Raw genomic sequence first — 26134 nt, forward strand, 5'->3', positions numbered from 1 at the left:
CCAGAACCAGATTGCGATGAACCAAGCGGGAAGAGAAGAAGAACGGGCCCCACAGCGCCGACCGGCGCGGGTTCCACGGTAAACGGTCGAGGAATTTCGGCTCGGCCGATCAGGCTCGGCAAAACGATGGTTAGCGCGGTTCAATAGTCATGCCTACGCTGCGAATCAACCACCGACGGGACGGTGAAGGGGCGCAAATGGACGCCAACAATGCTGTGGATGCTCGCCAGGGTCACCCGGTCAACCAGGAAGTCTGGGAAAAACGGGAGATGCGGGAAGCCCTGGCCGCGCGGGAGATCAGTGCGGTCTACCGCAACCTCCGCAAGGAGGGCATCTCACAGCGGCAGATAGCCGCGATGACCGGACAGTCCCAGTCGGAGGTGTCGGAGATCCTCAAGGGCCGGCAGGTCATGGCCTATGACGTGCTGGCGAGGATCGCCGATGGTCTCGGCGTGCCGCGGGGCTACATGGGTCTCGCCTACGACGAGGTCACCGAGATCCAGGTCGTCGGCGCCGCCGACGAGCAGCAGGCTGAGGAGGACGAGTCCGTGAAGCGGCGGAACTTCCTCGCGCATGCCGCCCAGGTGACGATGGGGGCGGCGGTCTTCGGATCGTCCCCGCAGTCCTGGTCGGCGAGCCCCGCGAGGACGCCGGCACCGGGCCACATCGGGATGACCGACGTGCGCCAGGTGGAGGCCGCGACCAGGGCGTTGCGCGCGCTCGACTACCAGTACGGCGGCGGATTCTGCCGCGACGCCGTGGTGGCCCAGTTGTCCTGGGGGCAGCAGATGCTGGATTCCTCGGCCACCTCACCGGTCAGATCGCGACTGTTCGTCGCGCTGGCGGACCTGCACAGCCTCGCCGGCTGGACGTCCTTCGACACGGGCCTGATGGACTCCGCGCGCGGGCATTTCGCGAACGCGCTGGAGTTGGCCAAACAGGGCGACAACAACCCGCTCGTGGCCAACATCCTGTACCGGATGGGCCGGGTGTACCTGCACCAGGAAGCGCCGAACGACGCGTTGAAGCTGTTCCAGCTGGGGCAGATCGCCGCGCAGGAGTCCGGTTCGGAACTGGCGATCGCGGTGCTCGCGGCCAACCAGGCGTGGGCCTACGCGATGATGGAGAACGAGGACCAGGCGCTCAAGCTGCTGGGCCTGGCCAAGGACGAGTTCGCCCGGGCGAACGTGGCCGAGGCCGAGGACTGGGTCAAGTTCTTCAACGAGACCGACGTCTACGCCATGATCGGCACGGTGCACACGGTGCTGGCGCGCCGGGTGGACTCGAACCATACGAAGTACGCGATTCCGGCGCTGAGCAGGGCGATCGACTCCTATGGCGACGACATGCAGCGCAGCAAGACGTTCATGTTGAGCGAGCTGGCGACGAACCACCTGCTCGACGGGGACATCGACCACGGCGCGCGGATCGGCCGTGCCGCGCTGGAGTCCTCCGAGGGGCTCAAGTCGGCGCGGATCAAGGACCGCATGCGCCCGCTGCGGGAGGAAGCCGACCGGCGGAAGAACAACCCGGACGCTCGTGAACTGAGCGAACGGCTGAACGCGTTCTTCGCCGCATAAGCGAGTCGAACACCGAGGTTCCAGCCTATGACCGTTGCCACGCCCAAACGGCCCGATGGCCGGTTCACCAGGGAAAAACTGGATTGGGTCATGGCCTCCACGGCGGCGTTGCTTGGCCTCGACCACCGGGGCGCGCGCCTGCTGCGGTTCACCAACAACGCGGTGTATGCGCTGGCCAGCGCCCCGGTCGTACTGCGGATCGTCGGGTCGTACGCGCTGCGGCACCGGGTCGCGAAGGTGGTCGCGGTGGCCCGGCATTTCGAACGGCACCGGGTTCCGGCGATCCGCCTGTTACCCGGTGTCGACCAACCCATCCAGGTGGGCGAGCACGTGGTCACCGCCTGGTTGCGCGTCGAGGGCGAGGGCCGGCGGCCCACCGCGCAGGATCTCGGGCGCCTGCTCCGGCGGGTGCACGCCCTGCCGGCGCCGGAGGGCGTCGGCGAGTGGGCGCCGCTGGCCGACGTGCGGGCCAGGGTGGCCGACGCCGAGGAGATCGATCCCCGTGACCGGCGGTTCCTGCTCCGGCGATGTGCCGAGGTCGAGGCCGCTCTCGGCGAGTTGACGTTTCCGCTGAGGCGCACGCTGGTCCATGGCGACGCGCATCCGGGCAACCTGATCGGCTCGGCGCGCGGCCCGGTGCTGTGCGACTTCGACTCGGCGTGCCTCGGTCCGCCGGAGTGGGATCTGACGCCCCTGGCCGTCGGCCGTGATCGCTTCGGCGACCCGGCCGGCCGCTACCGGATGCTGGCCGACACCTACGGCTTCGACGTGACCACGTGGGAGGGCTTCCCCGTGCTCAGGGCGGCGCGGGAGCTCAAGCTGACCACGAGCGTGCTGCCCATCCTGCGCAGCCACCCGCAGGTTCGCGCCGAGCTTCGCCGCAGGCTGGAAGACCTGCGCGTGGGCCGGATGCTGGTCCCCTGGTCGCGTTACAGCTAGCCGGCAATTGTCATGAAGCCGTGACGTTCGCCGACCAGTCGTGACCGCTCGTCGCTTCGCGTGCACGTGCATGCGTAGGGAATTCGGCGGAGGTGATGGCTCCGGTTGGCCTAACCTTGACCCATTCAGCCCGGCCTCACACAGCGTCAGGTGACCGGGGAGCGGGTCAGCACGACGGCCAATCCGAACGCCAGGCCCATCGTGACGAGTTCCAGGGTCGCCCAGGACGCCAGCGCCGTCCGCTCGTGCCGGACGATCCGGGGCATCAGCCGCCAGCGCAGGTTGGCGCCGAGCACGGCGATCGCTCCCAGACAGGCCACCTTCAGCAGCACCAACCACCCGTACCGCGTGGTGAACAGGCCGGCCCGGAAGCCGATGGTCGGGTCGAGCAGGATCTCGACGCACGCGTTGAACAGGCCGGTCACGCCGGCCAGCACCAGGCACAACGTGGCCAGCTTCGAGAACCTGGGCATCGCGTGGGCGAGCAGTGTCCGGTTGGCGGCGAGCAGCACGGCCATCGCGCCGAGGCCGCCGGTCCAGGCCACCGCGCTCATCACGTGGAGCTCGATCGAGACCATCGTGTAGTCGTGGTAGCTCGAGTCCGCCGCATGCCCGGTGACCGGCAGGGGAAGGAGGGTGAGCAGGCCGAGCCCGGCCCGCACCTCGGCCGGCACCTTCTCGCCGTGTCGCAGCGCCATGATCCCGAGAACGGCAAGCACCAGCGCGAGCACCGCGACGATCACCAGCGCCTTGCCCGCGCCGACCTGGACCACGTACGCCCAGACATCGGCCAGGCCGATCCGGTCCGCCTGTGGCCGGAACTCGGCGGTCTGCAGCACCAGGCTGACCAGCGCCGTTACCGACCACAGCACGGCGCACGCCACGGCGGCGGGCCGCGTTCTGGCCAGCACCGGTTCGGTGAGCTTCGGCCGGTCGAAGCCGACCAGCACCGGGAGCAGGGCGAGCCCGATCGTGGCCACCGCCGAGAGGTCGAGCAGCACCCGGACGAGTGGGATGGCGACCGAGACCACCTCGCCGGGCTCGGCTACGCCCGGCACCGGCGCGGTCGCGGTGAGCGCCACGCCGATCAGGACACCGGCTATCGCCGCGGTGACCGCGGCGACGACCGTCGAGTAGCCGACGCGCGAGGTGGTCTCGGCCCGGGTCACGGGGTCCGCCCCCGGCCCATCCGCAGTGCCACGGTCAACCCGATCGCCAGCAGGACGACCGCGCCCATGACCCACGCCCACACCGGCACCCCGCCCGAACCGCTGGACGAGGCCGCGCCGGTGGGGGCGCCGGCGGCGCCGCCGGTGGCGGCCGGCGTGCCGTTGCCGGCCTTGGTGAGGGTGAAGGTGTACTGGCCCTGCACCGGATGCCCGTCAGCGGAGAGGATCCGGTAGCCGACCGTGTACACCCCGGCCGGGCCGAGCGGGCGCACGGGAGCGCTGACCATGTTCCCGTCGATCGACACGCTTCCTTCGGCCCACTGCGTGCCGTTCGGCCCGGTGACCGCGATCTGGTTGAGGTCACCGCCCTGCACCGGCGCGTTGAAGGTGAGCGTGATCTTCGCCGGCCCGGTCTCCATCGACGCGTCTTTCACCGGGTCGGTGGAGAGGAGCACGTCGTGCGCCAATGCCGGGGTGGCCAAGCCGAGCATGGCCAGTGCGGCGAGCGCCACCGTCACGAGGATCTTGCGTAACATTCTGATTCCTGCCTTCCCGCGCAGTGCGGCGATCAGCCGCACTGCCGCGGTTTGGAGTTCTACGCGTTCACTTTGCCGCTTTACGGCCACGGACCAGCGCGCCCGCGCCGAACCCGACACCGAGTGCGCCGACGAGCAGGCCGGCTCCGCCGAGCCAGCGGGCGGTGTCGTCGGTCGCCGGACCCGGCTCGCCTCCCTCGGCTGCTGCGGGCGTGCTGGCGTCGTGCGCGGAGCTGTCGTGCGCGGCGCCCGCGGTCGAGGCCGCGGCGAGACGGATCGTCGGCGCGGGGTTCTCCGGCTCGGCACCACCCGGCGTGCTCGACTGGTTCCAGTTCACCACCTTGTCGTTGTCGTAGGTCTGGATCGCGGGCAGCTCCAGGGTGTCTACATTGGCCGGCAGGTTGCTGGCGGTGATCTCGAACTCCTGGAACTGCTGGGTACCCTTGGCGAGCCCGCCACCGGGTTGCGCGGTCCAGACGATCTTGGTGACGGGGTCGGTGATCTCGAGGTTCTTACCGTCGCGCACCGGCGTGGGCAGGTGCGTCTTGGTCACCTCGGCGGTCCAGCCCGGTACCGGCCGGTACCGCACCGAGTTGATCCCGTATTCCGGCTTGAAGTCGACCTCGACCTTCACGGTTCCGGCGTCGGCCTCCTCGTTGGGCACACGCAGGACGATGGTCCCGGAACCGCCCTGCTGGGGCTGGTTCCCGTAGCTGTTGGCGGTGACATGGGCCGAGGCGACACCGGTACCCAGTAGCCCGGTGACGCCGATCGCGCCGATCAGCACGGACGCGCGCAGAATGCTCTTCTTGGACATGTTTCGGTTGCTCCTGAAAATGAGTCGGGGCCCGGTGCGTCTGACCGGGTGTGGGTGAGGGGGCCTTTCAGGAGCGCGCGGGCGGGCCGCGCCGGCCGTGCACCCGGCGCAGCAGCACGGACAGCAGCGGGGTGTCGCCAGGGGAGCGGACGGGCACGCCGGCCGCCCCGGGCGGCACCGGCGCCGGGCGCCACACCACCGGCAGGATGAGAAGCAGGCCCGCCGCCGCGGCGAGCAGCATCGATTCGGCGTGGGCCAGCAGGAACGCCGTCACCGAGGTGGCCGCGGCGTGGGTGAGGATCATGCCGGCCGAAGGCGTCAGGTGGTCCATCAGCCCGCCCAGCACGAGATGCATCCCGAGTTGAGCGGTGGCGAGGACGGTGAGGACGCCGAGCGGCCCCTTCGTCTTTTCCGCGAGCGCGGCGCCGATCCAGCCGAGGAGTCCGGTCAGGACGAGCGTGAGGGAAGTGTCCGGCAGACCGCCGCCGGCGAGTGTGTGCGCGGTTATCGCCAAACCTGCATTACTGAAAGTGAGCAGAACGCCACGCATACGGTGCAATGCGTGGCGCTGTTTCTGGCGTCTGCTCACGTCCGACAGCTTAGTGAGCGTGCCTGATCACAGCGTTACTGTGTCATACCAAACATTGAACAGATTTTGTAAGAACGGTTATCTTCCCTGGTCAGAGTGGGTTTGACGGTCGTTTTTGGTCACGTTGATCGTAGGTGAGTGCTTGCTCAAACGCCCGGTTTGCGAAACGGTGTCCGGACAGTAACGAAAACTTGCCGGGAAGTCGGGGACGGCAGATGAACCTGTTCGAGTACGTTGCCGATCGCTGGAGTCGGCTCTCGCTGCAGGCGTGGTTGCACGTCAGCGAGGTCGTCCAGGCCACGATTGTGGCCGCGGTGATCGGTGTGGTGATCGGGGTCGCGGTGTATCGGAGCCCGTTCGGCTCCGCCGTGGCCACCGCGCTGGCCAGCACGATTCTGACCATTCCGTCGTTCGCGCTGATCGGGCTGCTGATCCCGCTGGTCGGGCTCGGTGTGGCGCCGTCGGTGATCCCACTCGTGCTCTACGCGCTGTTGCCGATCGTGCGCAACACCATCGTGGGGTTGAACGGCGTCGATCCGGCCGTGACCGACGCCGCGAGAGGTATCGGGATGAGCCGGTTCGCCGTGCTCAGCCGGGTCGAGTTGCGGCTGGCCTGGCCCGCCATCCTGACCGGGATGCGGGTGGCCACCCAGATGCTGATGGGCATCGCCGTGATCGCGGCCTACGCCAAGGGACCTGGCCTCGGTTCCGAGGTGTTCTCCGGGTTGACCAGAGCGGGTAGTGCCAACTCCATCGAGCAGGCGCTGACCGGCACGCTCGGCGTGGTCATCCTGGCGTTGATCCTCGACGCCATCTATGTCCTCATCGCCCGATTCACCAGCCCGAGGGGTGCGCGTGTCTGAAACGATCGAAACCAGTGTCAGCGCTGAGACCAGCGACGCCGTATCGGGTGCGGAGATCCAGCTGGAGCACGTGACCAAGCGCTATCCAGGGTCGCGGGAAGCCGCGGTGGACGACGTCACGATGACGATCCCCGCCGGCAAGATCGTGATCCTGGTCGGCCCGTCCGGCTGCGGCAAGACCACCACGATGCGGATGATCAACCGGCTGATCGAGCCCACGTCCGGCCGGATCACCATCGACGGCGAGGACACCCGCCGGCTCAACTCCGACCTGCTGCGGCGCAAGATCGGCTACTCGATCCAGCAGGCCGGGCTGTTCCCGCACTTCACGGTCGCGCAGAACATCGCGGTGGTGCCCGGGCTGCTGGGCTGGGACCACAAGCGCATCGACGAGCGGGTCGAGGAGATGCTGGACCTGGTCGGCCTCGACCCGAAGCTCTTCCACGACCGCTATCCCCGCCAGCTCTCCGGCGGGCAGCAGCAACGCGTCGGGGTCGCGCGGGCGCTCGCCGCCGACCCGCCGGTCCTGCTGATGGACGAGCCGTTCGGCGCGGTCGACCCGATCACCCGCGGAAACCTGCAGGATGAGTTGCTGCGCCTGCAAAGCGAGCTGCACAAGACGATCGTGTTCGTCACGCACGACTTCGACGAGGCGGTCAAGCTCGGCGACAAGATCGCGGTGCTCGGCGACAAGTCGTCGATCCTCCAGTACGACACGCCCGAGTCGATCCTGGCCAATCCCGCCGACGACACGGTGGCCGGCTTCGTGGGCGCCGGCGCGTCGCTCAAGCAGCTCACGCTGCTGCGGGTGCGGGACGTCGAACTCAGGACCGACGCGGTGACCGCGCACCTCGGGGAATCGCCCGCCGAGGTCAGCCAGCGGCTGAGCGAGGCGCGGGGAAACTACGCGCTGGTGCTCGACCACCGCAACCGTCCCCTCCGCTGGGTCCACCAGCGCAACCTCCGCACCGCGACCTCGCTCGAAACGGCGGGTAAGCCGCTCGGCGACCTGGTCAGCCTGCAGTCGACCCTGCAGGACGCGCTCGAGGCGATGCTCGTGGAGGGCGGAGCCGTGCCGGTGACCGGGCCGCGCGGCGAGTACGCCGGCATGATCGAGTTGGACACCGTGATGGCGACGGTGCAGCGGTTGCGCGAGGAGCACGCCTGATGAGCACCGCTGCAGAGCAGAGCGCGATCGCGCCCGGCCTCTCCACCGGATCCGGCCAGCGCCGCGCCGACCGGGCCAGGTTGCTCGGCCAGCCGGTGGCCGTGGTCATCCTCGTCGGCGGCGTGCTGACCTGGGCCTTGACCAGGGCAAATGACGCGACCGAGGCAGAGACCCTGAACTGGCCGACGCTGCTGGCCAGCACCTGGGAACACGTGGTGATCACCATCGCGGTGGCCGCGATCGTGGTCGCCGTCGCCGTGCCGCTCGGGATGATGCTCACCCGGCGCTGGGCCCGGCCGGCCGCGCCGGTGTTCCTGATCATCGCGAACATCGGCCAGGCCGCGCCCGCGCTCGGCATGATCGTGCTGTTCTTCCTGTGGACCGAATGGTCGGGCCTCTGGTGCGCGGTGCTGCCGATCGCCTTCTATTCGCTGCTACCGGTGTTGCGGAACACGATCGTCGGCATCAACGCGGTCGACCCGGCGCTCATCGACGCCGGCCGCGGGATCGGGATGTCGTCGACCGGCGTGCTGTTCCGCGTCGAGCTGCCGTTGGCCGTGCCGATGATCCTGGCCGGGCTGCGCACGTCGCTCGTGCTGGCGGTGGGGACCGCGACGCTGGCGTTCTTCGTCGACGGCGGCGGGCTCGGCTCGCTCATCGACACTGGTTACAAGCTCAACCGGGTGCCCGTGCTGGTGACCGGCGCCGTGCTCGCGGTCGGGCTCGCGCTGCTGATCGACTGGGTGGGGGCGCTGCTGGAGAAGGTCTTCGGGCCGAGGGGACTGCGATGAGGAAACTTCTGGTGACGGTCATGGCGGCGGTGCTGGGCACCTCCCTGACCGCGTGCGGGCTGAACGTCAACGCCGCGCTGCCCTACGACGTGAAGCCGGGTTCGATCCGTCCGGTGCCGAGCCTGGAAGGGGTGCCCGTGACGGTGGGGTCGAAGGACTTCACCGAGAACATCATCCTCGGCTACATGGCCGAGTTGGCGCTTTCCGCGGCGGGCGCGAAGGTCACGGACCTGACCAACATCAACGGGTCGAACAGCGCGCGGCAGGCGCTGGTGGCCGGGCAGACGGACGTCAGCTGGGACTACACCGGCACCGCCTGGCTTTCGTATTTCGGCCACGACAAGCCGATTCCGGAAGAACATGCGCAGTTCGACGCCGTCCGGAACGAGGACCTCAAGGAGAACGGGGTCGACTGGCTCGACTACTCGCCGGTCAACGACACCTACGCCTTCGCGACCACGCAAGCGTATGCACAGGCCCACAACCTGCGGTCCAATTCGGACATGACCAACTTCCTGAAGCAGCACCCGGAGGAAGCGGTGTTCTGCCTGGAGACGGAGTTCTCCTCCCGGCAGGACGGCTTCCCCGGGGTGCAGAAGGAATACGGCTTCCCGGCCACGACGGTGAAGACGTTCGGCACCGGCGCGATCTACGCGGCCGTCGCGAACGGCACGTGCAACTTCGGCGAGGTCTTCACCACCGACGGCCGGATCGGCGGCCTGCACCTGCGCGTGCTGAACGACGACAAGCAGTTCTTCCCGCAGTACAACGCCTCGGTGATGGTCAAGAAGGCGTTCCTGGACCAGCATCCGGCGCTGGCCGACGTGCTGGTGCCGGTGGGCAAGGCGCTGGACAACGACCAGATGGTCGAGCTGTGCAAGCAGGTCGACGTCGACGGCAAGGACGCCGGAGAAGTGGCCCGCGACTGGATGATCTCCAAGGGGTTCATTTCCTGAAGTGGCTTGGGTAGCGGTGCAAGTGGACGGCCCACCGCAAGCGGCTGACGCCGCTTATAAAGAGACGCTTCTGGCGGGCGGGATGCGCTAGAGGCCCAGGCGGCGCAGGACCTGGTTTTCGAGGCGTTCGAGTTCCGCGCCGACCGCCTGGTGCGCGGCCCGGCGGCGGGAGGCGGGCATCCGTTCGGCCGCGTGCACGGCCGCGGTCAGCTGCTCCAGCGTGGCCTGCGACTCCGTCGCGAACTCGGTGTCTTCCCTGGTCGCCTTCGTGGACTTCTGCAACTCCGCGAGCGCCGCGGAAATGCCGGCGATGCGCGCCAGCAGGCCGGCGCCGCGGCCGGTGAACTCGGGCAGCGCCTCGACCGGAACACCGAGCCGGCGCGCCTGGTAGCGGTCGTAGGCCTCGCGCACCGCGCCCGCCGCCTTGACCGCCAACGGTGCCACCGCGGGAGCCACGGCCGGGATCACGATCTTGGCCACCGCGACGGCGTTGCGGGCCTTCTTCGGCGTCAGCCCCTTTTCGTCCGCCTTCTTCCTCGCCATGAGTAGAACTTACTGGGCCGGGTGACCGCGAGCACGCCGACGGGTCTGGGACACAGCTGCGGACTTTCCGTCAGAGGGTGCTTCTAAAGTATGAGCATGGACCCAGAGGTGCTGCTTGACGCGGGCGCGGTGAGCCGTTGCCGCCGTCGGGTGCATCTCGATCACGATCCGGAGATGCGCGAGACGGCGCTCGCGCCCCCCGACCCGGCCGCGGAGCTGCGGATCGCCGACGCCGCGGCCCATCGCGAGACGATCCGGCAACGGCTGGCCGGCGCGTTGTCGGATGCGACCGGGGACGGCCCGGGCTGGGTCAACGTCCCCGCCGACCTGCCGCCCGCCGACCGGGCCCGGCTCACCGAACAGGCGCTGGCGGACGGTGCCTCCCACGTCTGGGGCGGCGTGCTGCCGGTGGACCACGCCGGGCACCGGCGCGGTGGCGCCGAACTGCTGGTCCGCACGGAGCACGGCTACCTGCCGGTGCTCGTGGTGCGGCACCGGATCACCGATCCGGGCACGGGCGCGCTCACCACGGACCCGCTGGACCTCGACCCGGCGCACGCGGTCGTCGACCAGACCCGCAAGGTCCGCTCGCACGCGCGTGACCAGTTCCGGCTGGCCCACGTGTACCGGATGCTGCAGCCGCTGGGCCTGGCCGCCCCGGCGGCCATGGGCGGCGTGATCGGGCTGGACGCGGACGTGGTGCTCTGGTACGACCTGGCAGCGCCGAACTGGCCGGGCGGCCGCACCGCACTGGACGAGTACGACGCGCGGTTCGAAGACCGGCTGGCCGTCGCGCACTCCGCCGCGACCGGCGGGCCCGCGCTCGCCGAGCCGTCGCGGGTCCTGGAGTGCCGTTACTGCCCGTGGTGGCCGACCTGCGAGGCGGAGCTGACCGCGTCGCGGGACGTGAGCCTGGTGATCCGCGGTGACGACGCGGTCGAACTGCGCCGCGCCGGAATATCCACTGTGGACAAGCTGGCCGCGCTCGATCCGGCCGACGCGCCGCCGATCCCGTGGCAGCCGGGCGTGTTCCTCGACGCGGTCGCGCTGGCCCGCGCGTGGCAGGCGAACCTGTCCGTGGTGCGCAAGGTGCCCGACGTGGGAGTGCCGCGCGCCGACGTCGAGGTAGACGTGGACATGGAAAGTTTCGGCGAGTCCGGCGCGTATCTGTGGGGTTGCCTGCTGTCGGGCGCGGATATCGGGATGGAGCGGGGCTACCGCTCGTTCGTCACCTGGGATCCCCTGCCCACCGCGGACGAGGCGCGCTCGTTCGCCGAGTTCTGGGCCTGGTTGAGCGAAGTTCGCGCCCGCGCCGCCGCAGCCGGGCTGACCTTCCGCGCCTACTGCTACAACGCGATGGCGGAGAACCGCTGGCTGTTCGGCTCCGCCGCACGGTTCGCCGATCTCGTGGGCGTGCCCAGCCGCGCGGAGATCCGGTCCTTTGTGGACTCCGAGCAGTGGGTGGATCTCTTCCGCAGCGTCTCCGACCAGTTCCTGTGCACCCGCGGCAAGGGCCTGAAGGTGGTCGCGCCGGTCGCCGGGTTCACCTGGCGTGATCCGGAAGCCGGTGGCGAGGCGTCGATGCGCTGGTACCGCGCGGCGGTCGGCCTGGACGGTCAGGTGCCGGAGGTGGCCCAGCGTGAGCGCCTCCTCCGCTACAACGAGGACGACGTGCGCGCTACCCGTGCCCTGCGGGTGTGGATGTCCGGCCCGGCCAACGCCATCCCGTACCTTGGCGACCTCTGAGCAACTGCCTCAGCGATAGATCTCGCGCCGGTGGACGACCGCGACGACGAGCACGACCAGCACCCGGTCGCGGATCTCGTAGACGACGCGGTAATCACCGGTGCGCACCCGCCATTCGCCCTCGCCGCCGGCGAGCTTCTTCGCTCCGGCGGGGCGAGGATCATCGGCCAGTAGTTCGATCGCCGCGCAACCAGCGGGAACGTCCCGCTGCGTCAGCGAGGGGCCATGCGGAGTGCGCCGTCGAGGCGGATGACCTCGCCGTTGAGGTAGTCGTGCTCGACGATGTCGACGGCGAGCTGGGCGTACTCGTCCGGGCGGCCCAGCCGCTTCGGGAACGGAACGCCCGCCGCGAGCCCGGCCCGGAACTCCTCGCTGATCGTGGCCAGCATCGGGGTGTCGATGATCCCGGGCGCGATGGTGACCACCCGGATGCCCTGCGAGGCGAGATCCCGTGCGGCCGGCAGGGTCAGCCCGACCACGCCGCCCTTGGACGCTGAGTAGGCCACCTGTCCGATCTGCCCGTCGAAGGCCGCCACCGAGGCAGTGTTGATCACCACGCCGCGGGCGTCGTCGGCCAGTGGATCGGTCTTCGCGATCGCCTCCGCGGCCAGCGTGAGCACGTTGAAGGTGCCGACCAGGTTGATCTCGACGACCTTGCGGAACAGGTCGAGGTCGTGGCGGCCCCGCTTGGACAGGATCCGCGCGGACGGTCCGATGCCCGCGCAGTTCACCACGACGCGCAGCGGCACGCCCGTGCTGGCGGCCTGGTCGACGGCCGAGGCCACCTGTTCAGGGTCGGTCACGTCGGCTTCGACGTAGGTCACGCCGGATACCTGCGGAGCCTTCCCGATGGCCGCCGCGAGGTCGACAGCGAACACCCGCGCACCCTTCGCGGCGAGCGCTTGTGCCGTCGCTGCGCCCAATCCCGAGGCGCCACCGGTGACGATCGCCGCAGTGTCCGTGATCCGCATTCCGACCCCTTCTCCGCAGTGTTACTTCAGAACGTGTGCGGGTAGCCAGGCCGTGGCATCCATTGTCGGCTGCCGGTAGACGGCGATGGCGGTCTGCCGCTCGAACCACAGGTTAACGCTCGTTCGCATGTTCGCCGGGTGTGCCCCATCACTGCTCAGGATCGCGGGTCGGGCAGGAAGTTGGCGGCCACGACGATGCCCGCGACCGTCACCGCCTGCACGCCGGTGACCAGCACGAGGGCGTACTCCACGTCGCCGCCGGCGGACAGCGTGGTGAACAGCGTGCCGAGAACCGCGACGCCGAGCGCCAGGCAGGTCTGCTGGGTGGTGGTCAGCACTCCACTGCCGACACCCGCGCTTTCGCTCGGCACCCGCGAAAGAACGACCCGGAAGATCGTCGGGCCGGTCAGGCCCTGGCCAAGCCCGGCCACCAGGGTGCCTGGCACGAGGTCGAGAACGTCCAGCCGGGGCCAGGCCGCCAGTACCGTGATGATCAGCACCAGCAGGCCGAGCAACTGCACGGCCGAGCCGAGGACCACGACCCGGTGACCGATCCGCGCGACCAGCCGGCTGCTGGCCAGCGAGGTCACCAGGAAGCCCAGCGCCAGCGGCGTGAGCGCGAACCCCGAGGAGAACGGGTCGAGGTGCAGCCCGTCCTGCAGGGTGAGCGCGTAGACGAACATGAAACCGCCGAAGCCGGTGAAGAAGGTGGCCCCGATGCTTAGGCCACGGCGCATGCTCGGCAGGCGCAGCACGGACATCGGCAGCAACGGCACACCGCCGTCGGCCTCCATCCGCCGTTCCACGGCGACGAACGCGGCCGCCGCGAAGGGGAACAGGCCCAGCAGCACCCAGCACCAGGCCGGCCAGCCCAGCGCCCGGCCTTCCAACAACGGGATCAGCAGGGTGAGCAGGGTGACGCCGAGCAGCGCGGTGCCCCGGCGGTCCACGCCCAGCGGGTGGTCGGAACTCGTCTCGGGCAGCGTTCGGCGCGCCAGAGCCCACCCGAGCACCCCGAGCGGCACGTTGACCAGGAAAATCGGCCGCCAGCCGCTGCCGGCGATGTCGGCGGACACCAGCACGCCGCCGAGCAACTGACCGATCACCATGGCAAGGCCGGCGGTCGCGCCGTAGTAGCCGAGGGTCCGCGAGCGATGTTCGCCGGAGGTGGTGGCCTGGATGATCGACAGCACCTGGGGCACGATCAGCGCGGCGGCCGCGCCCTGGGCGACCCGCGCGAGCACCAGTACGGTCACGTTCGGGGCCAGTCCGCAGATCAGCGAGGTCAGGGTGAACGCGGCGAGCCCGGTGCTGAACAGCCGCCGCCGGCCGAACGCGTCGCCCAGCCGTCCGCCCACGACCAGGAGCAGGGCGAAGGCGATGCCGTAACCGGCGACGACCCATTCGAGGGCGGCGGTCGAGGCGTGCAGGTCCGCGTTGATGGTGGGGAGCGCGACGTTGACGATGAACAGGTCGATGGGGGCCAGCGCGGCGCCGAGCAGCAAGGTCGCCAGACCGGCCGGTCTCAGCGTCGGCGGCACGGTCTCCAGTTCGGTGGTGATCGCCATGGACACCAAGATCCGCCGGTGCGGAAACTGGTACCAGGAGTCTGCTTATCGGGGTATCAGCACTACCTGGTAACAGGTTGGGGCCCGTGCGACAGTGGGCGAATGACTGCCGCCGCGTCGAAGCCGAAGGACGCCATTCGCCGACGGGAGCTGGCCGCGTTCCTGCGCAGCCGCCGCGAGCGCATCACACCCGAGCAGGTCGGCCTGCCCAGCGGCGGGCGGCGGCGGACGCCGGGCCTGCGCCGGGAGGAGGTCGCGCAGCTGGCCGGGGTAGGGGTCACCTGGTACACGTGGCTGGAGCAGGGGCGTGACATCAACGCCTCCGCACAGGTGCTCGAGGCGGTCTCGGCCACGCTGCGGCTCGACCCGCACGAGCGCGCGCATCTGTTCACCCTCGCCGGGGTGCTCAAGCCCAAGGCGGAACAGGAGGGCACGGCGGTCTCGCCCGGCCTCAGGTCGATCCTCACCAAGCTGGAGCCCTACCCGGCGGCCGTGCACAACGCCCGCACCGACATCCTCGCCTACAACCGCGTCTACGACTGGTTGTTCGACGTCAGCCGCCTTCCCTTCGAAGAGCGCAATGCGCTGCTGCAGTGCTTCACCAATCCGGAGTGGCAGGCACGCATCCAGAACTGGACGGACGGGGTCCCCCGGTCGGTGGCGCAGTTCCGTGCCTCAATGGCCGAGCACATCGGAGAGCCGAGCTGGAAGTCGCTGGTCAAGCGGCTGCGCCAGGAATCACCGGCGTTCGAGGTGCTGTGGCGTCGCCACGATGTGCAGCCGTTGAACAACCACACCAAGCGGTTCCTGCACCCCGAGGCCGGCCGGCTCTGCTTCGACTACACGCAACTGTGGCTCGGCCGGCGCTCAGACGTGCGGCTGACCACTTATACGCCGGCCGACGCCGAGACCGAGGCCAAGTTACTGGCCCGGTGGGGCCGCGGATGACGCGACCGGTGCGGACACGGTGTCCGGCCGCATGGCTTTGAGGAAGGCCTCGACAAGGGCGTCGGCGTATTCCGGAGTGAGCGGGCCGGAGCGGAACAGCCAGCGCTGGTAGAGGGGTGCGTACAGCAGTTCCAGTGCCAGGTCGAGGTCGGCGTCCGCAGCGAGTTGCCCGGCCTGTTGCGCGCTGCGCAGCCGGGCCTTCTTGGCCGCGTCCACCGGACCCTTCAGCTTCTCGTGATACTGGGCGGCCAGGGTGGGGTCGTTGATGATCTCGGTGTTGAGCGCGCGGATCGGTCCCTCGAAAGCGGGGTCTGCGAACTCGGCCACCGTCGCCCGCATCACCACCTTGAGATCGGCCTCCAGGTCGCCGGTGTCGGGCAGCACCATGCTCTGCTCCGGCCCGGACTCGCTCAGCGCCAGGAAGGCGTCGAAGATCACCGCGCCCTTGGAGGGCCACCAGCGGTAAATGGTCTGCTTTCCAACACCGGCCCGGGCCGCGATGGCCTCGATGGTGAGCTTGGCGTACCCGATCTCGGAGACCAGTTCGCGGGCGGCGGTGAGGATGGCCTGCCGGGAGCGCTCGCTGCGGCGGGCGGGGTTGGGCTGCTTGGCCATGTCGCGGATCATACCACCATAAGAGACGAGACGTTCCGTCTTGACTAGCGTCGATGCGAGACGTAACGTCTTGTCTCGTTAGGGAGAACTCAAGCAGCAGGAGGTGGAGCCCATGAGCCGGGTGTGGTTCATTACGGGCGCATCGCGCGGTCTGGGCCGGGCGTTCGCGGAGGCGGCGCTGCAGGCGGGCGACCGGGTCGTCGGGGCCGCGCGGAACGTCGAGCCGCTCGCCGACCTCGCCGGGAAGCACCCCGGCCGGCTGGTACGGCTACCGCTCGACGTCAGCGACCGCGCGGCCGTGTTCGCGACCGTGGACCGGGCAGCGGCGGCCTTCGGCAGGCTCGACATCGTGCTCAACAACGCCGGCGGCCTGCTGTTGGGCATGGTGGAGGAGGCGACGGAAGAACAGATCAGGGCCCACTTCGACGTCAACTTCTTCGGCGCGATCTGGGTCACCCAGGCCGTGCTCCCGCACCTGCGCACCCAGGGCGGCGGCCGCATCCTGCAGGTCACGACGATGGGCACCGGCGGCGGTTTTCCGATGGTCGGCCTGTACGCGGCCGGCAAGTCGGCGCTGGATTCGCTTTCCGAAGCCGTGGCGATGGAGGCCGAGCAGTTCGGCGTCAAGCTCACCATCGTCCAGATGGGCGGCTACGACACCGGCCTGTTCACCACGGGCACCACGGCGACGACGCCCGACCCGCACTACCAGGAACTGCGCGACAAGCTGATCGAAATGTGGGGCGAGGACGCCGGTCCCGCCCCGAGCACGGCCGCGCCCGTGCTCATGGAGCTGGTCGACCTGCCGGAGCCGCCCCGGCGCCTCATCGTCGGCGGCGCGTCCTACGACATCGTGCAGCAGGCCCTCCAGGACCGTACGGCGGAATATCGCGCCTGGGAGCACCTCAGCCGCAAGGCACCCGGATAACGCTCACGCAGGACCAGCGTCGCGGCGCCCAGGATCACCGCCGTGGTCCTGAGGACGTGGTACGCATCCCGGCCAGGACCGCGACTTCGTCCCTGCCGTAAAGGACGCCCATACCTGCGGATACGGTGACGGGCGTAACGCAACTGTCGTTTCTCGACCGACGCGTGTGACGCGGGCCTGTCGTACTTTGCAGGTGTGTGGCGGTTTCTGAGCGTTCGGGACGTGGTGATGGCGTTCGTGCCGATGGTGTTCGTGCTGGCCTCGACCACTACCGCCGAGCACTTCCAGGCCTGGAAACAGCCGCTCGACCCGCTGGGCTATCTCTGGCTCGTGGCCGCGGCGGCGCCCCTGGTGCTGTCCCGGAGATTCCCACTCTCCGTGTTCGGCGTTGTCACGGCGCTCACCTGGGCCTATTACTGGTCGCCCTATCCAGGCGGTCCGGCGGTGCTGCTGCCGACCATCGCGCTGTTCCAGGTGACCCGGCTGCGCGGCCCGTTACTGGCGGCGCTCGCCGGCAGCGGGGCGCTGCTGGCCGTGGTGATCGTCTACCTGGTCCGTGGCCACATGGTGTTCGACACGCGCGTCGCGCTCTCCGTGGTGTGGCTGACGGCCGTGATCGGCATCGGTACGGCGGTGCGCAACCGGGGCTCGGCCATCCGCGCCGCCCGTGAGCAGGCCGCCGAACGGCAGCACCGGCTCGCCGAGCGGGAACGGTTGCGGATCGCTCGCGAGGTGCACGACGTGGTGGCGCACAGCCTGGCCATGATCAACGTGCAGGCCGGAGTGGCCGCACACGTCGCCGACCGGCGACCCGAGCAGGCCGTCGAGGCGCTGCGCGCGATCAAGGAAGCCAGCGCCGCCGCGCTCGCCGACCTGCGCGCGACCGTGGCCGTGCTGCGCGCCGGCCAGGGGCTCGGGCCCGCGCCGAGCCTGCGCCAGCTCGACGAGTTGCTGGAGCACACGAAGGCGACCGGCCTGCAGGTCCTGGTGCACGGCTCACCCGGCGAACTGCCCGCTCCGGTGGACGGGGCGGCCTACCGCATCCTGCAGGAGTCCCTGACCAATGTGGTGCGGCATGCGAACCAGGCGACGACGGTGAACGTCTATTTCGAACGAACCGGAGCGGACCTGGAGCTCGTGGTGCGAGACGACGGGCGCGGGGCCATCGAGCCGAAGCCCGGGCACGGCCTGCGCGGCATGGGCGAGCGGGCGGCGGCCCTCGGCGGCCGGCTCGACGCCCGGGTCGTCGACGGTGGTTTCGAGATCCGCACCCGGCTGCCGGTCTCCCCGGACGGGGAAGCATCGCTGGCCGCGGGGGCGATCGGTCCAGCATGACCAGCCCCATGTCAAGTCGCGGCTCCCAGGTCGATCAGAGAGCGCGCCGCCGCCAGGCCCTGTCTTGCGGGGGTTCGACTCCCGCACCCCAACTGGGGGCAAGCCCCCAGACCCCCTCACTATCGGGGCGGCAGAACGCCATTATCGAGGACGTGACCCGAGTTTGTGAGGAGCGCCCTGTCGAGACGATCGCGGTCACGCGCAGACTCGCGGAGAAACAAGCATGAGCAGTGAACGAGTGGGCGTGAGCAGCGAATCGGCGGAAAGGGAAAATGCAGCGGTGAATATCAGGGTGGTGCTCGCCGACGACCAGACCCTGGTGCGGGGCGGCTTCCGGGTGCTGCTGGAGACCGAGGACGGCTTCGAGGTGTGCGGCGAGGCGTCCGACGGCGCGGAGGCGGTGCGGTTGGCCCGCGACAGCAGGCCGGACGTGGTGGTGATGGACATCCGGATGCCCGGCATGGACGGGTTGGAGGCCACCCGGCGGATCACCGCGGACCCCGACCTGACCGACGTGCGCGTGCTGGTGCTGACCACCTTCGACATCGACGAGTACGTCTACGAAGCGTTACGGGCGGGGGCCAGCGGGTTCCTGCTCAAGGACATCGAGCCGGTCGAGCTGCTGCGAGCGCTGCGCGTGGTCGCTGACGGCGAGGCGCTGCTGGCACCCACGGTGACCCGGCGGCTGATCACCGAGTTCGTCGGACGCCCGGAGAACCGGCGCGTGGACGCCGGGGCGATCCAGCAGATCACCGACCGGGAGCGCGAGGTGCTGGCCCTGGTAGCGGGCGGGCTGTCGAACGACGAGATCGCCGCGCATCTGGTCATCTCCACGGCCACGGCGCGCACGCACGTCAGCCGCATCATGACGAAGGTCGGCGCGCGCGACCGCGCCCAACTCGTCGTCCTCGCCTACGAGTCCGGTCTGGTCAGTCCGGGTTCAGCGGGAGCGTAGCCGGGCGATCAGCCGCACGACGAACACGCCCGCACACACGGTGACGATGGAGATCTGCAGCCACATCGTGGCCTCCCTTCGCGCGGATCTCCCCATACTCCAACGCTTGCTCAAGACCCAAGATGGGCACTCACGGTAAACCGGAATCAATTCGTAGGGCGTGTGACCGGCGGAGTAGGTTGGCCGCCCCGCCCGATCTCACCCGTTCGGTGTGACCCGGCGGCTGCGCCGCGGCGCGTCCAGGCGGCCGCTGAGCTGGCCACCGAGCTGACCACTGAGCGTCCCGCTGGCCCCGCCGGTTCCATTGGTCCCGCCAGTTCCGCCGGTCCCGCCGGTCCCGTTGGGCGCGCGGTGCCGGCCCACCGCGCGGGTGACGATCGTCTGATCGGGGTCGGCGGCCCGGCCGCGCGGCGTTCTGGGCAGCTCCGCGGTTTCCGCCTCGGTCACCGGCACCGGCTTCGGAGCCGGCCTCGGGTTCGGCCTGGGCTCCAGACGCTGAGCGCCAGGGCGGGGAGCCGGCTCCCGACTCGGCTTGGCAGTTGGCGGCGGAGCCAGCTTCGGGTCGGGCTTGGGAACGGGGCCAGGGGCTCGATCGCGATGGGGATGGGACAGCCGCCGGGCGAGCGCGTGGCTGGGCCGTTCCACGAACCGGTAGCTCAACTCGACCACGCCGAACACCACGGCGATCGCGATGATGGCCGCGATGGGGAACGGCATGATCGGGCGCAGCAGCTGGAGCACCACGAACGACACCAGCATGTGCAGCAAATAGAGCGAGTAGCTGCGTTCCGACATCGCGGTCCAGAACGGCCACTGCCGCAGCTTCGGCTCGGCGAAGTAGCCCATCATGAAGAACAGCACCGCGACCGCTAGCGACAGGTTGTAGGAGGTGTCGATCCGCCCGAGGCCGACGATGTCCGCCAGCACGTACAGCGACCAGGCCACCCCGGCGAACACGCCGCCTGTCCACAGTGGAATCTTCTGCTTGGTGGTGGCCCAGATGATCTGGCCGATGATCATCGCGGGCAGGTACGACACGTTGACCGCGAACAGCGAGTACGAGGCGCCGAGCTGGCCGCGGCTCATCATCACCACGAAGATGAAGGTCAGCTCCAGCGCGATGGCGAGCCAGACCCACCGGCGCAGCACCGGCAGTATCGCGAGCAGCAGCAGGTAGAAGATGACCTCGACGATCATCGTCCAGGCCACCGGCACCAGCACCACCTGCGGGAAGACCAGATAGTTGACCAGTGCGGTGTTGGTGAACAGGGTCAGCGGGTTCAGTTCCTGGGACTGCCCGGTCGACGGCGGATGCAGGTTCGTCACCAGCATCAGCGCGGTCAGCAGCACCACGAACAACATCGGCGCGTACACCCGGATACCGCGGTTGATGGCGAACCGGAGCCCTTGTTTGAGCGCGATCGGCGTCACCACGTATCCGCTGACCAGGAAGAAGAACGGGACCGCGATCTGGCCGATGCCCTGCTTGGACATGTGCATCGGATCAGTGGTGAGCGCCTCGATGAAGTCGAGGTACGGTGCGTTCTCGCCCTTGGCGATCACCCAGGGATGCACGATGTGGCTGTAGAAGACCAGTAACGCGCCCAGCCCGCGGCCGATATCAATGAAGGAGATGCGGTTCTTCTCCGGCGATTTCGGGCGCGAACCCGATTTCGTTGTCAGGGCTCGACTTCGGGGCCTACCGGCCGGAGCCTTGTCGCGATCGGGCTGGCTTCGGCCTCGTGAGGGTTGAGTGGTTGGTTTGGCCGCGGCCATGACATCGCGTGATTTTTTCGCAGCAGAAGGTGACGGCTCAACCAGCGTGATCAACCCCCCTCCAACCGCGAAGCGCCCTGTGCAGCGTAGCGTTTATCGGTTTGCGGCCTCTACGTGATGGGCTTGGTAGTGGGGGAGCACCGCTGGATCCGTACCTTACGTCCCGCTTTGCCCGCGATCCTGCTGTGCCACGGGCTCCAGGCGATCACGATCGGCGTGCTCGCGCTGATGGCGCCATATGTCCAGAACACCGCCGAGTCCTTCCTCGGCTGACCTTAGCTTGAACGTGCTGGTGGGAGCGGGAGGTTCAGTCCCGCCCCCGCTCGGTGCAGATACCGGCTTAGTTGCCGTCCGGGCCGGCCAGCACGACGAAGGCCGGGGCTTGATCCGCCACTCGCGTCAGGCTTCTTCGGGTGAGAGCCAGAGGGTGAGGAAGCCCTTCTCGTCGCGGCGGGCGTCGGCGATCAAGTCCTGGTCGTCCCGATCGGCCGGGGAAACCGAGCCGTCGTCGGCCACCGCGGCCGGCTGGTAGCCCAGCTTGCGGTAGCCGGCGAGCACGTCGAACGGGTCGTCGCCGAGCTCCTCGATCGCGTCCGGGCAGAACTCGCACACCACGTGCGGGTGGTCCCGCTGCAGGATCTCGATGAGCCCGGCCAGGGCACGGTGATCACGCCCCTGCAGATCCACCTTGACCAGCGTGACCGGCTGTGCGGACACCTCGGGCAACTCGTCGAGCCGGACCGCGGGAACCGCGATTCCCGGACCGCCGGCGCTCACCCGGTTGTCGCCGCTGTTGTCCGGCGACGCGTGGGCCAGGCGCACCTCACCCGGCGCGTCCCACGCCGCCGCTTCGATCACCGTGGTCAGGCGCAAAGCCTCGGCCGGCAGGTTCACCGCCAGGTTCCGGCGCAGGAACTCGGCGTTGACCGGATCGGCCTCGACCGCCACCACCCGGGTCAGCTCCGGGCAGGACCGCAGCAGCCGCAGCGAGTGATAGCCCACGTGGGCGCCGATGTCGAGGAAGGCACCGGGCTTGCGGCCGGCGAGCTCCGCCATCAGCCGGGCCTCGCTGTCCTCCCACGAGCGGTGGTAGGCGATCCACGGCAACATCACCTCGTCGACCGGCATCAAGAGCGCGCCGACGTCGCAGGGCACCACGTCCGCATCCTTGGGCACGGGCACGTGCGCGAGCCGGGCCGCCTGACGGAAAGCGCTTACTTCCCGGGCCACCTGCTGGATGGCCTCCTCGTCGGAGTCCAGCCGCTGGTCCCGTGACGCGAACATCTCGTGCATCTCGCGCATCGACGTCGTGGTCGAATCGAGCCCGGTCTCCAGCCGGCGGGAGAACTCGAGCCCGGCCTCCAGCCCGCGGGACAACCTGGCCACGTCGGCTTCCAGGTTTCGCAGCGCAAGTTCCGTGCCGGGAGCGGAGTGCCGCAACTCGTCGACGGTCGCCTTCAGCGCATCCAACTGGTCCGCGAACCGCCGGCTCTGCTCGGCCGCGCGGTGTGCCTCGGTGGCACCCGCTTCCAGTGCTTCGATCCGGGACAGCAGGCGCCCGACCGTGTCCTCGACCCCACCGAACAGCGCGCCCATCACCCGGCGTTGGTGCACGTCGTAGTGGTCGATGGTGCGCAGCACGATCTTGCGCATCGCCGGCGCGAGCGGGAGACGCGCCGGAGCGCCGGCCTCCGGACGCCAGTGCAACGCCTGGCCGGCCCGGTGCATCGGGGCCAGCGGGTGCTCCGGCGAGGCCGCCGCGGCCGGGTCGGCCTGTCGCGTCTGCCAGGTCCGGTGCGCGGCTTCCAGTTCCCGGCGCAGCCACGCCGCAGTGGCCTCCATCGACCGCGTGCGCAGGATGTGCTTGCGGGCGGCCTGCCCGCGCCGCGCCGCCTCCGCTGGGTCGTCGGCCACCTGGCGCATCGCCTCGGCCGCCGCGTCGAGATCCGGGTCCGCCCAGACCGCGTCTGCGTCGTAGGGCCCACAGCCCTTGCCCACCGGGACCATGGAGTACGGGATCGGCCAGCCGGTGGAGGCATCGAGAAACTCGGCCGTACCCGAATATCCGGTGGAGATCACCGGCATCGCCCGCGCCATCGCCTCGGCCACGGTCAGTCCGAAACCTTCACTGCGGTGCAACGACACGTAGCAGGCGCTGCGCTCGTAGAGATCATGCAGCTCGCCCACGGACAGGTAGCGCTCGATCAGCTCGATCCGGTCGTCCGCGGCGACGGCCGCGCGCAGCCGTTCCGCCGACACCGGATGCGCCTTCGCGTTGATCGTCTTGATGGTCAGCCGGACGTCGTCGCGCCCGGGGAAGGCACGCTGGAAGGCGGTGACCGTGCCCCATGGGTTCTTGCGCTCGGCAACGCTGTTGAAGTCGAAGGCGAACAGGAACCGGATCGGCCCACCGCGTTCCCGCGCCGACGCCGATGGCTCGCCGGGATCGCGGACCGGCACCGGGACGGTCTTGACCGGAACCGGCGAATGGGCGGCGAAGGCGGTGCGGCAGAAGTCGCTCACCGTCCACACCTCGTCCAGCATGCCGAAGGCTTCGTGCTGCCACTCCGGGAAGTCCTCCAGTTCCCAAGCCCACAGACCGATGCGATAGCGCTGGTGGCCTACCTCCGGGTGGTTGGTCAGGATCGTCCTGGTCTGGTCCGCGTTCACCACGAGCAAGCTGATCGGATAGCGCGGCGAGCCGACCGTGTCCGGGCGGTCCAGGCCGGTGCGGTTGGTCACCGCCTTCTCTTCCAGCACCGACGTGACCGGCACCCCACCGGCCTGGATCGCGTCGTGCACGATCCGGCCCATCTCGCCGACACCGAGCTCCGCCGTGAGGTACCCGAGCAGGTTCACGCCGAACTCGTCACTCGGTGGCTCCAGCGCGGCCGGCTCCGTCGGCAGCGCCCATTCCGACAACCCGGCCTCGGCCACCCCTGATCGGGCACACCAGCTCCGGAAGCTCTCCGCGTCCTCCCTCGACGGGTGCGGGAACGCCATCCGCAGGTCGACCCGGGATTCCCAGAGCGACATGGTCAGCCGGTTGAGCCCGGCGGCGGCCTGGGCCTGGTCCGCGGGCGAAGCAAGCCACTCGCGCAGGGCCTTGCCCCCGTCGGCGCCGTAGGCGTGCGGCGGCGGTTCGGTGTTCTCGCGGTCGGCCTTGATCCAGCTGTCCCGGAAGATCCGGCGGGCCGACTCCGGAATCGGGCTGCCGTCGGCGAATTTCGCGAAACCGTAGGGAATGGCATCCAGTGTCTGGGCATACCCGGCGTCGCGCAGTGCCGCACCGTATTCGTCGCAGAGCGCGCGCAATTCCGGATTATCGGACAGGCGCACCCGCGGTTTGCGCGCGTAATGGGTGCTCAGCAGCCAGGGCTGCTCGGGACGGTAACCGCTGAAATGGAAGAACCGAAGCCGCGCGCCGCCCGCGGTGAGCACGCCGTTCTCGTCGCGCTCGATGGTCCGTTCGTGCAGGTTCCAGTACGCGACGTTGAACCCGGGATCGGTCATGACGTGATGCCGGAACAGTGCCGGAACCTGGTCGACCCAGCGCTGGTCGGTGAACAGTTGCCGCTCCGGCGCGACGATCGCGCCGTGCCTCAGCCGCTGTGCCCAGAAATCGAGGAAGCCCTCGGAACCGGGACCGACGCCGATGAAGCCGAGGTTGAAGATCCCGGCGCCCATGATGACCGCGTCGTCGGGTTCCATCCCGTCCTCGGGCAACGGCGAAAGTACGTGCGGGGTCAGCACGATCCCGTGCGCGGCGGCCAGTTCCGCGATTTCTGGCATCGGTGCGAAGACTCGGATGTCCGGGTCGAGATAGATGGTCACCTCGTGGTCGGCGCGCAGCTCGCGCAGCAGGTACGGCTTGACCGAGGTGGCCAGTTCGGTCACCGAGTAGGCGGTGGCCATCCGCAGGTAGTCGTCTTCGGAAATACCGAACGCCGCCGGCCCGATGACTTTGCAGCCCGCTCGCTCGAGGCCTTCGTCGGTGGCGTCCTCGACCTGGTCCCACGGCGCGTCGATCACCGCGATCACGAAGCTGTGATCGGGGTGGTGGGCCAGGTACGAAGTGGCGAGGACCTTCGCGGCGGGAACGTAGTTGCGCGCCACGATGGTGCACGCGATGACTTGCTTGGGGTCAGCCATTGGCGGGGAGCACCTTGAGTTGAGCGGAGAGGATGGTCGAAAAGTCCGTTTCGCTGGCCTGCAGGTTCTTCCCGGTGACCTCGATGCGCACGACCTTGTTGTCGTGCGCGTAGTGGCCGCGGACCTGCGCCAGCTGGCCGTCCCCGGAGTCGAACGCGCTCGCGTGGACACCGTTCGGGACGTCGCCGAAGCGGCGGGCACCGTTGGTGACCTGGATGTCCAACAGGTCGCTGGCGGCGTTCTTCGCGGCCGCCGGGCTGTTCGCCTGGACGACCAGGACGATGACCCGGTTGCCGTCGGCGAGATTCTTGACGACGATCTTGACCGGGCCGGCGCCCGCGTTGGAATAGGTCGACAACTCCTCGGCGGTCAGGAAGTTCAACGCCGGAATGTCGTTGAACGTCGTGATGTTCCGCAGGTCTTCCGTCTGGCCGGGGAAGTCGGCGATGGCCAGCGGGTCGGGCGCCTTCTGGCCGGTCGACTGCTGGCTGGTGTCCGACGCGACCGGTGGTTGGCCACCGCCGTCGCCCCCGCTGCCGCGACCCCACAACAGGAACGCGCCGACCGCGACGCCGACGAGCACCACCACGGCCCCGACGATGGCCGCGATCTTCGCGCCGTTCCCCTTGCTCGGCTTCTCGTCGAACGATTCCGGCCCCTGCTGGACCCAGCCCGGCTCCCCGCTCGACGGGCCCAGCGGCGGAAGCTCGCCGCCACCCCACGGCGGCGCCTGATCGGGCATGTTCCACCCCGGCTGGAAGCCGCCGGCCTGTGGGAATCCGCCCGCCGGCGAGGGCGGGTACTGCGGCTGCACGTACTGGGTTCTGTCGCCGCCAGGCGGCTGCGACTGCCAGGAGGGCGGCACGGCCTGGGTGCGGTCGGCGTCCGGCTGCTGCTGCGGCATGCCCTGCGGCGGGCTGACCGGCATGCCCTGCGGCGGGCTGACCGGCATGCCCTGCGGTGGGCTGATCGGCGGGATGACCTGCGTCGCGTCCGGGGCCGCGCCCGTGCCCGCGTTCTCGGTCTCGGGAGTCTGCGCATCGGGCTGCCCGACGGCGGACGACAGCACCTGATCGCGCCGTACCCGGTAGTCATCCGCGGAGAGTCGGCCGGACGCGAGTTCTTCGTCCAGCTGGCGCAGCTCCTCCTGCCAAGACACCAGACGCCCCCTTATCTTTTGGCTTGGCGG

At 69.4% G+C, this 26134-nt stretch carries 24 protein-coding genes; 12 read left to right on the top strand and 12 right to left on the bottom strand.

What is annotated here, in order from left to right; genetic code table 11:
- The first annotated feature begins 197 nt into the window (after window positions 1-197).
- Both A3CU_RS0111210 and A3CU_RS0111215 read left to right on the top strand, forming a co-directional pair.
- Window positions 198-1580: a helix-turn-helix transcriptional regulator gene (locus tag A3CU_RS0111210; RefSeq protein ID WP_027942364.1), complete on the top strand. Its 1383-nt coding sequence runs from the start codon at window positions 198-200 to the stop codon at window positions 1578-1580.
- 27 nt (window positions 1581-1607) lie between these two features.
- A complete protein-coding gene (locus A3CU_RS0111215) occupies window positions 1608-2519 on the top strand; it encodes a phosphotransferase family protein (RefSeq protein WP_027942365.1) in 912 nt (303 codons plus the stop codon).
- A gap of 146 nt (window positions 2520-2665) precedes the next feature.
- Here A3CU_RS0111215 and A3CU_RS0111220 read toward each other — a convergent pair whose 3' ends face one another.
- The 4 genes from A3CU_RS0111220 to A3CU_RS0111235 all read right to left on the bottom strand — a co-directional run bounded on the left by A3CU_RS0111220 (window position 2666) and on the right by A3CU_RS0111235 (window position 5630).
- Window positions 2666-3688, bottom strand: a complete 1023-nt coding sequence (locus tag A3CU_RS0111220; protein ID WP_027942366.1) for a copper resistance D family protein — start codon at window positions 3686-3688, stop codon at window positions 2666-2668.
- Window positions 3685-4224, bottom strand: coding sequence for a copper resistance CopC family protein (locus A3CU_RS0111225; RefSeq protein WP_043840929.1), 540 nt, complete (start codon window positions 4222-4224; stop codon window positions 3685-3687). Before A3CU_RS0111225 ends, A3CU_RS0111220 begins: the two co-directional genes overlap by 4 nt.
- Before the next feature lie 67 nt (window positions 4225-4291).
- Window positions 4292-5041, bottom strand: coding sequence for a YcnI family copper-binding membrane protein (locus tag A3CU_RS0111230; RefSeq protein WP_027942368.1), 750 nt, complete (start codon window positions 5039-5041; stop codon window positions 4292-4294).
- A 67-nt stretch (window positions 5042-5108) separates the two neighbouring features.
- On the bottom strand, window positions 5109-5630 hold the full coding sequence (locus A3CU_RS0111235) for a hypothetical protein (protein ID WP_342668905.1): 522 nt from the start codon (window positions 5628-5630) through the stop codon (window positions 5109-5111).
- Window positions 5631-5845: 215 nt separating this feature from the next.
- Here A3CU_RS0111235 and A3CU_RS0111240 point away from each other — a divergent pair, with 215 nt between their 5' ends.
- Genes A3CU_RS0111240 through A3CU_RS0111255 form a run of 4 tightly spaced genes read left to right on the top strand, consistent with a single transcriptional unit; the run spans window position 5846 to window position 9408 of the window.
- On the top strand, window positions 5846-6493 hold the full coding sequence (locus tag A3CU_RS0111240) for an ABC transporter permease (protein WP_027942370.1): 648 nt from the start codon (window positions 5846-5848) through the stop codon (window positions 6491-6493).
- A complete protein-coding gene (locus tag A3CU_RS0111245) occupies window positions 6486-7661 on the top strand; it encodes an ATP-binding cassette domain-containing protein (protein ID WP_245617002.1) in 1176 nt (391 codons plus the stop codon). Before A3CU_RS0111240 ends, A3CU_RS0111245 begins: the two co-directional genes overlap by 8 nt.
- Window positions 7661-8452 carry an ABC transporter permease gene (locus tag A3CU_RS0111250; RefSeq protein WP_027942372.1) on the top strand — a complete coding sequence of 264 codons (792 nt, stop codon included), beginning with the start codon at window positions 7661-7663 and terminating at the stop codon, window positions 8450-8452. Before A3CU_RS0111245 ends, A3CU_RS0111250 begins: the two co-directional genes overlap by 1 nt.
- Entirely contained in the window at window positions 8449-9408 is a 960-nt protein-coding gene (locus A3CU_RS0111255; protein ID WP_027942373.1) for a glycine betaine ABC transporter substrate-binding protein, read from the top strand. Before A3CU_RS0111250 ends, A3CU_RS0111255 begins: the two co-directional genes overlap by 4 nt.
- An 87-nt stretch (window positions 9409-9495) precedes the next feature.
- On the opposite strand, the gene A3CU_RS0111260 is transcribed toward A3CU_RS0111255, so the two are convergent.
- Window positions 9496-9951, bottom strand: coding sequence for a DUF6474 family protein (locus A3CU_RS0111260; RefSeq protein WP_027942374.1), 456 nt, complete (start codon window positions 9949-9951; stop codon window positions 9496-9498).
- Window positions 9952-10047: 96 nt separating this feature from the next.
- Between A3CU_RS0111260 and A3CU_RS0111265 the strand changes: the two genes are divergently transcribed.
- Window positions 10048-11697, top strand: a complete 1650-nt coding sequence (locus A3CU_RS0111265; protein ID WP_027942375.1) for a TM0106 family RecB-like putative nuclease — start codon at window positions 10048-10050, stop codon at window positions 11695-11697.
- A 9-nt stretch (window positions 11698-11706) separates the two neighbouring features.
- Here the strand turns inward: A3CU_RS0111265 and A3CU_RS0111270 are convergent, their stop codons facing one another.
- The 3 genes from A3CU_RS0111270 to A3CU_RS0111280 all read right to left on the bottom strand — a co-directional run bounded on the left by A3CU_RS0111270 (window position 11707) and on the right by A3CU_RS0111280 (window position 14236).
- Window positions 11707-11913: a type II toxin-antitoxin system RelE/ParE family toxin gene (locus A3CU_RS0111270; RefSeq protein ID WP_027942376.1), complete on the bottom strand. Its 207-nt coding sequence runs from the start codon at window positions 11911-11913 to the stop codon at window positions 11707-11709.
- Window positions 11910-12668 carry an SDR family NAD(P)-dependent oxidoreductase gene (locus A3CU_RS0111275; RefSeq protein WP_027942377.1) on the bottom strand — a complete coding sequence of 253 codons (759 nt, stop codon included), beginning with the start codon at window positions 12666-12668 and terminating at the stop codon, window positions 11910-11912. Before A3CU_RS0111275 ends, A3CU_RS0111270 begins: the two co-directional genes overlap by 4 nt.
- A gap of 155 nt (window positions 12669-12823) precedes the next feature.
- Window positions 12824-14236: an MFS transporter gene (locus A3CU_RS0111280; RefSeq protein ID WP_027942378.1), complete on the bottom strand. Its 1413-nt coding sequence runs from the start codon at window positions 14234-14236 to the stop codon at window positions 12824-12826.
- A gap of 102 nt (window positions 14237-14338) precedes the next feature.
- Here A3CU_RS0111280 and A3CU_RS0111285 point away from each other — a divergent pair, with 102 nt between their 5' ends.
- The gene (locus A3CU_RS0111285; protein ID WP_027942379.1) at window positions 14339-15184 is read left to right on the top strand and encodes a helix-turn-helix transcriptional regulator; all 846 of its coding nucleotides are present in this window, start codon (window positions 14339-14341) and stop codon (window positions 15182-15184) included.
- Here the strand turns inward: A3CU_RS0111285 and A3CU_RS44390 are convergent.
- Entirely contained in the window at window positions 15158-15799 is a 642-nt protein-coding gene (locus A3CU_RS44390) for a TetR/AcrR family transcriptional regulator (protein WP_052371657.1), read from the bottom strand. The genes A3CU_RS0111285 and A3CU_RS44390 overlap by 27 nt on opposite strands.
- A gap of 112 nt (window positions 15800-15911) precedes the next feature.
- Between A3CU_RS44390 and A3CU_RS0111295 the strand changes: the two genes are divergently transcribed.
- The 3 genes from A3CU_RS0111295 (at window position 15912) to A3CU_RS0111305 (ending at window position 19017) form a co-directional block, all read left to right on the top strand.
- Complete coding sequence (locus A3CU_RS0111295) at window positions 15912-16727, top strand: SDR family NAD(P)-dependent oxidoreductase (protein ID WP_027942380.1); 816 nt, start codon at window positions 15912-15914, stop codon at window positions 16725-16727.
- A 228-nt stretch (window positions 16728-16955) separates the two neighbouring features.
- Window positions 16956-18062, top strand: a complete 1107-nt coding sequence (locus A3CU_RS0111300) for a sensor histidine kinase (protein WP_043840931.1) — start codon at window positions 16956-16958, stop codon at window positions 18060-18062.
- Window positions 18063-18342: 280 nt separating this feature from the next.
- Complete coding sequence (locus A3CU_RS0111305; RefSeq protein WP_027942382.1) at window positions 18343-19017, top strand: response regulator; 675 nt, start codon at window positions 18343-18345, stop codon at window positions 19015-19017.
- Window positions 19018-19215: 198 nt separating this feature from the next.
- Here the strand turns inward: A3CU_RS0111305 and A3CU_RS44395 are convergent, their stop codons facing one another.
- Window positions 19216-20592 (bottom strand): acyltransferase family protein, encoded by a 1377-nt coding sequence (locus A3CU_RS44395; protein ID WP_245617004.1) that lies wholly within the window; start codon window positions 20590-20592, stop codon window positions 19216-19218.
- 318 nt (window positions 20593-20910) lie between these two features.
- On the opposite strand from A3CU_RS44395, the gene A3CU_RS52325 reads away from it, so the two are divergent.
- Complete coding sequence (locus A3CU_RS52325; protein WP_156960316.1) at window positions 20911-21066, top strand: hypothetical protein; 156 nt, start codon at window positions 20911-20913, stop codon at window positions 21064-21066.
- 126 nt (window positions 21067-21192) lie between these two features.
- Here the strand turns inward: A3CU_RS52325 and A3CU_RS0111325 are convergent, their stop codons facing one another.
- Window positions 21193-24945, bottom strand: coding sequence for an FkbM family methyltransferase (locus tag A3CU_RS0111325; protein WP_027942383.1), 3753 nt, complete (start codon window positions 24943-24945; stop codon window positions 21193-21195).
- Window positions 24938-26104, bottom strand: a complete 1167-nt coding sequence (locus A3CU_RS0111330) for a hypothetical protein (protein WP_027942384.1) — start codon at window positions 26102-26104, stop codon at window positions 24938-24940. Before A3CU_RS0111330 ends, A3CU_RS0111325 begins: the two co-directional genes overlap by 8 nt.
- Window positions 26105-26134 lie beyond the last annotated feature (30 nt).

It is taken from the genome of Amycolatopsis taiwanensis DSM 45107 (genome assembly GCF_000519205.1).
In the GTDB taxonomy this organism is placed as follows: Bacteria; Actinomycetota; Actinomycetes; order Mycobacteriales; family Pseudonocardiaceae; genus Amycolatopsis_E; species Amycolatopsis_E taiwanensis.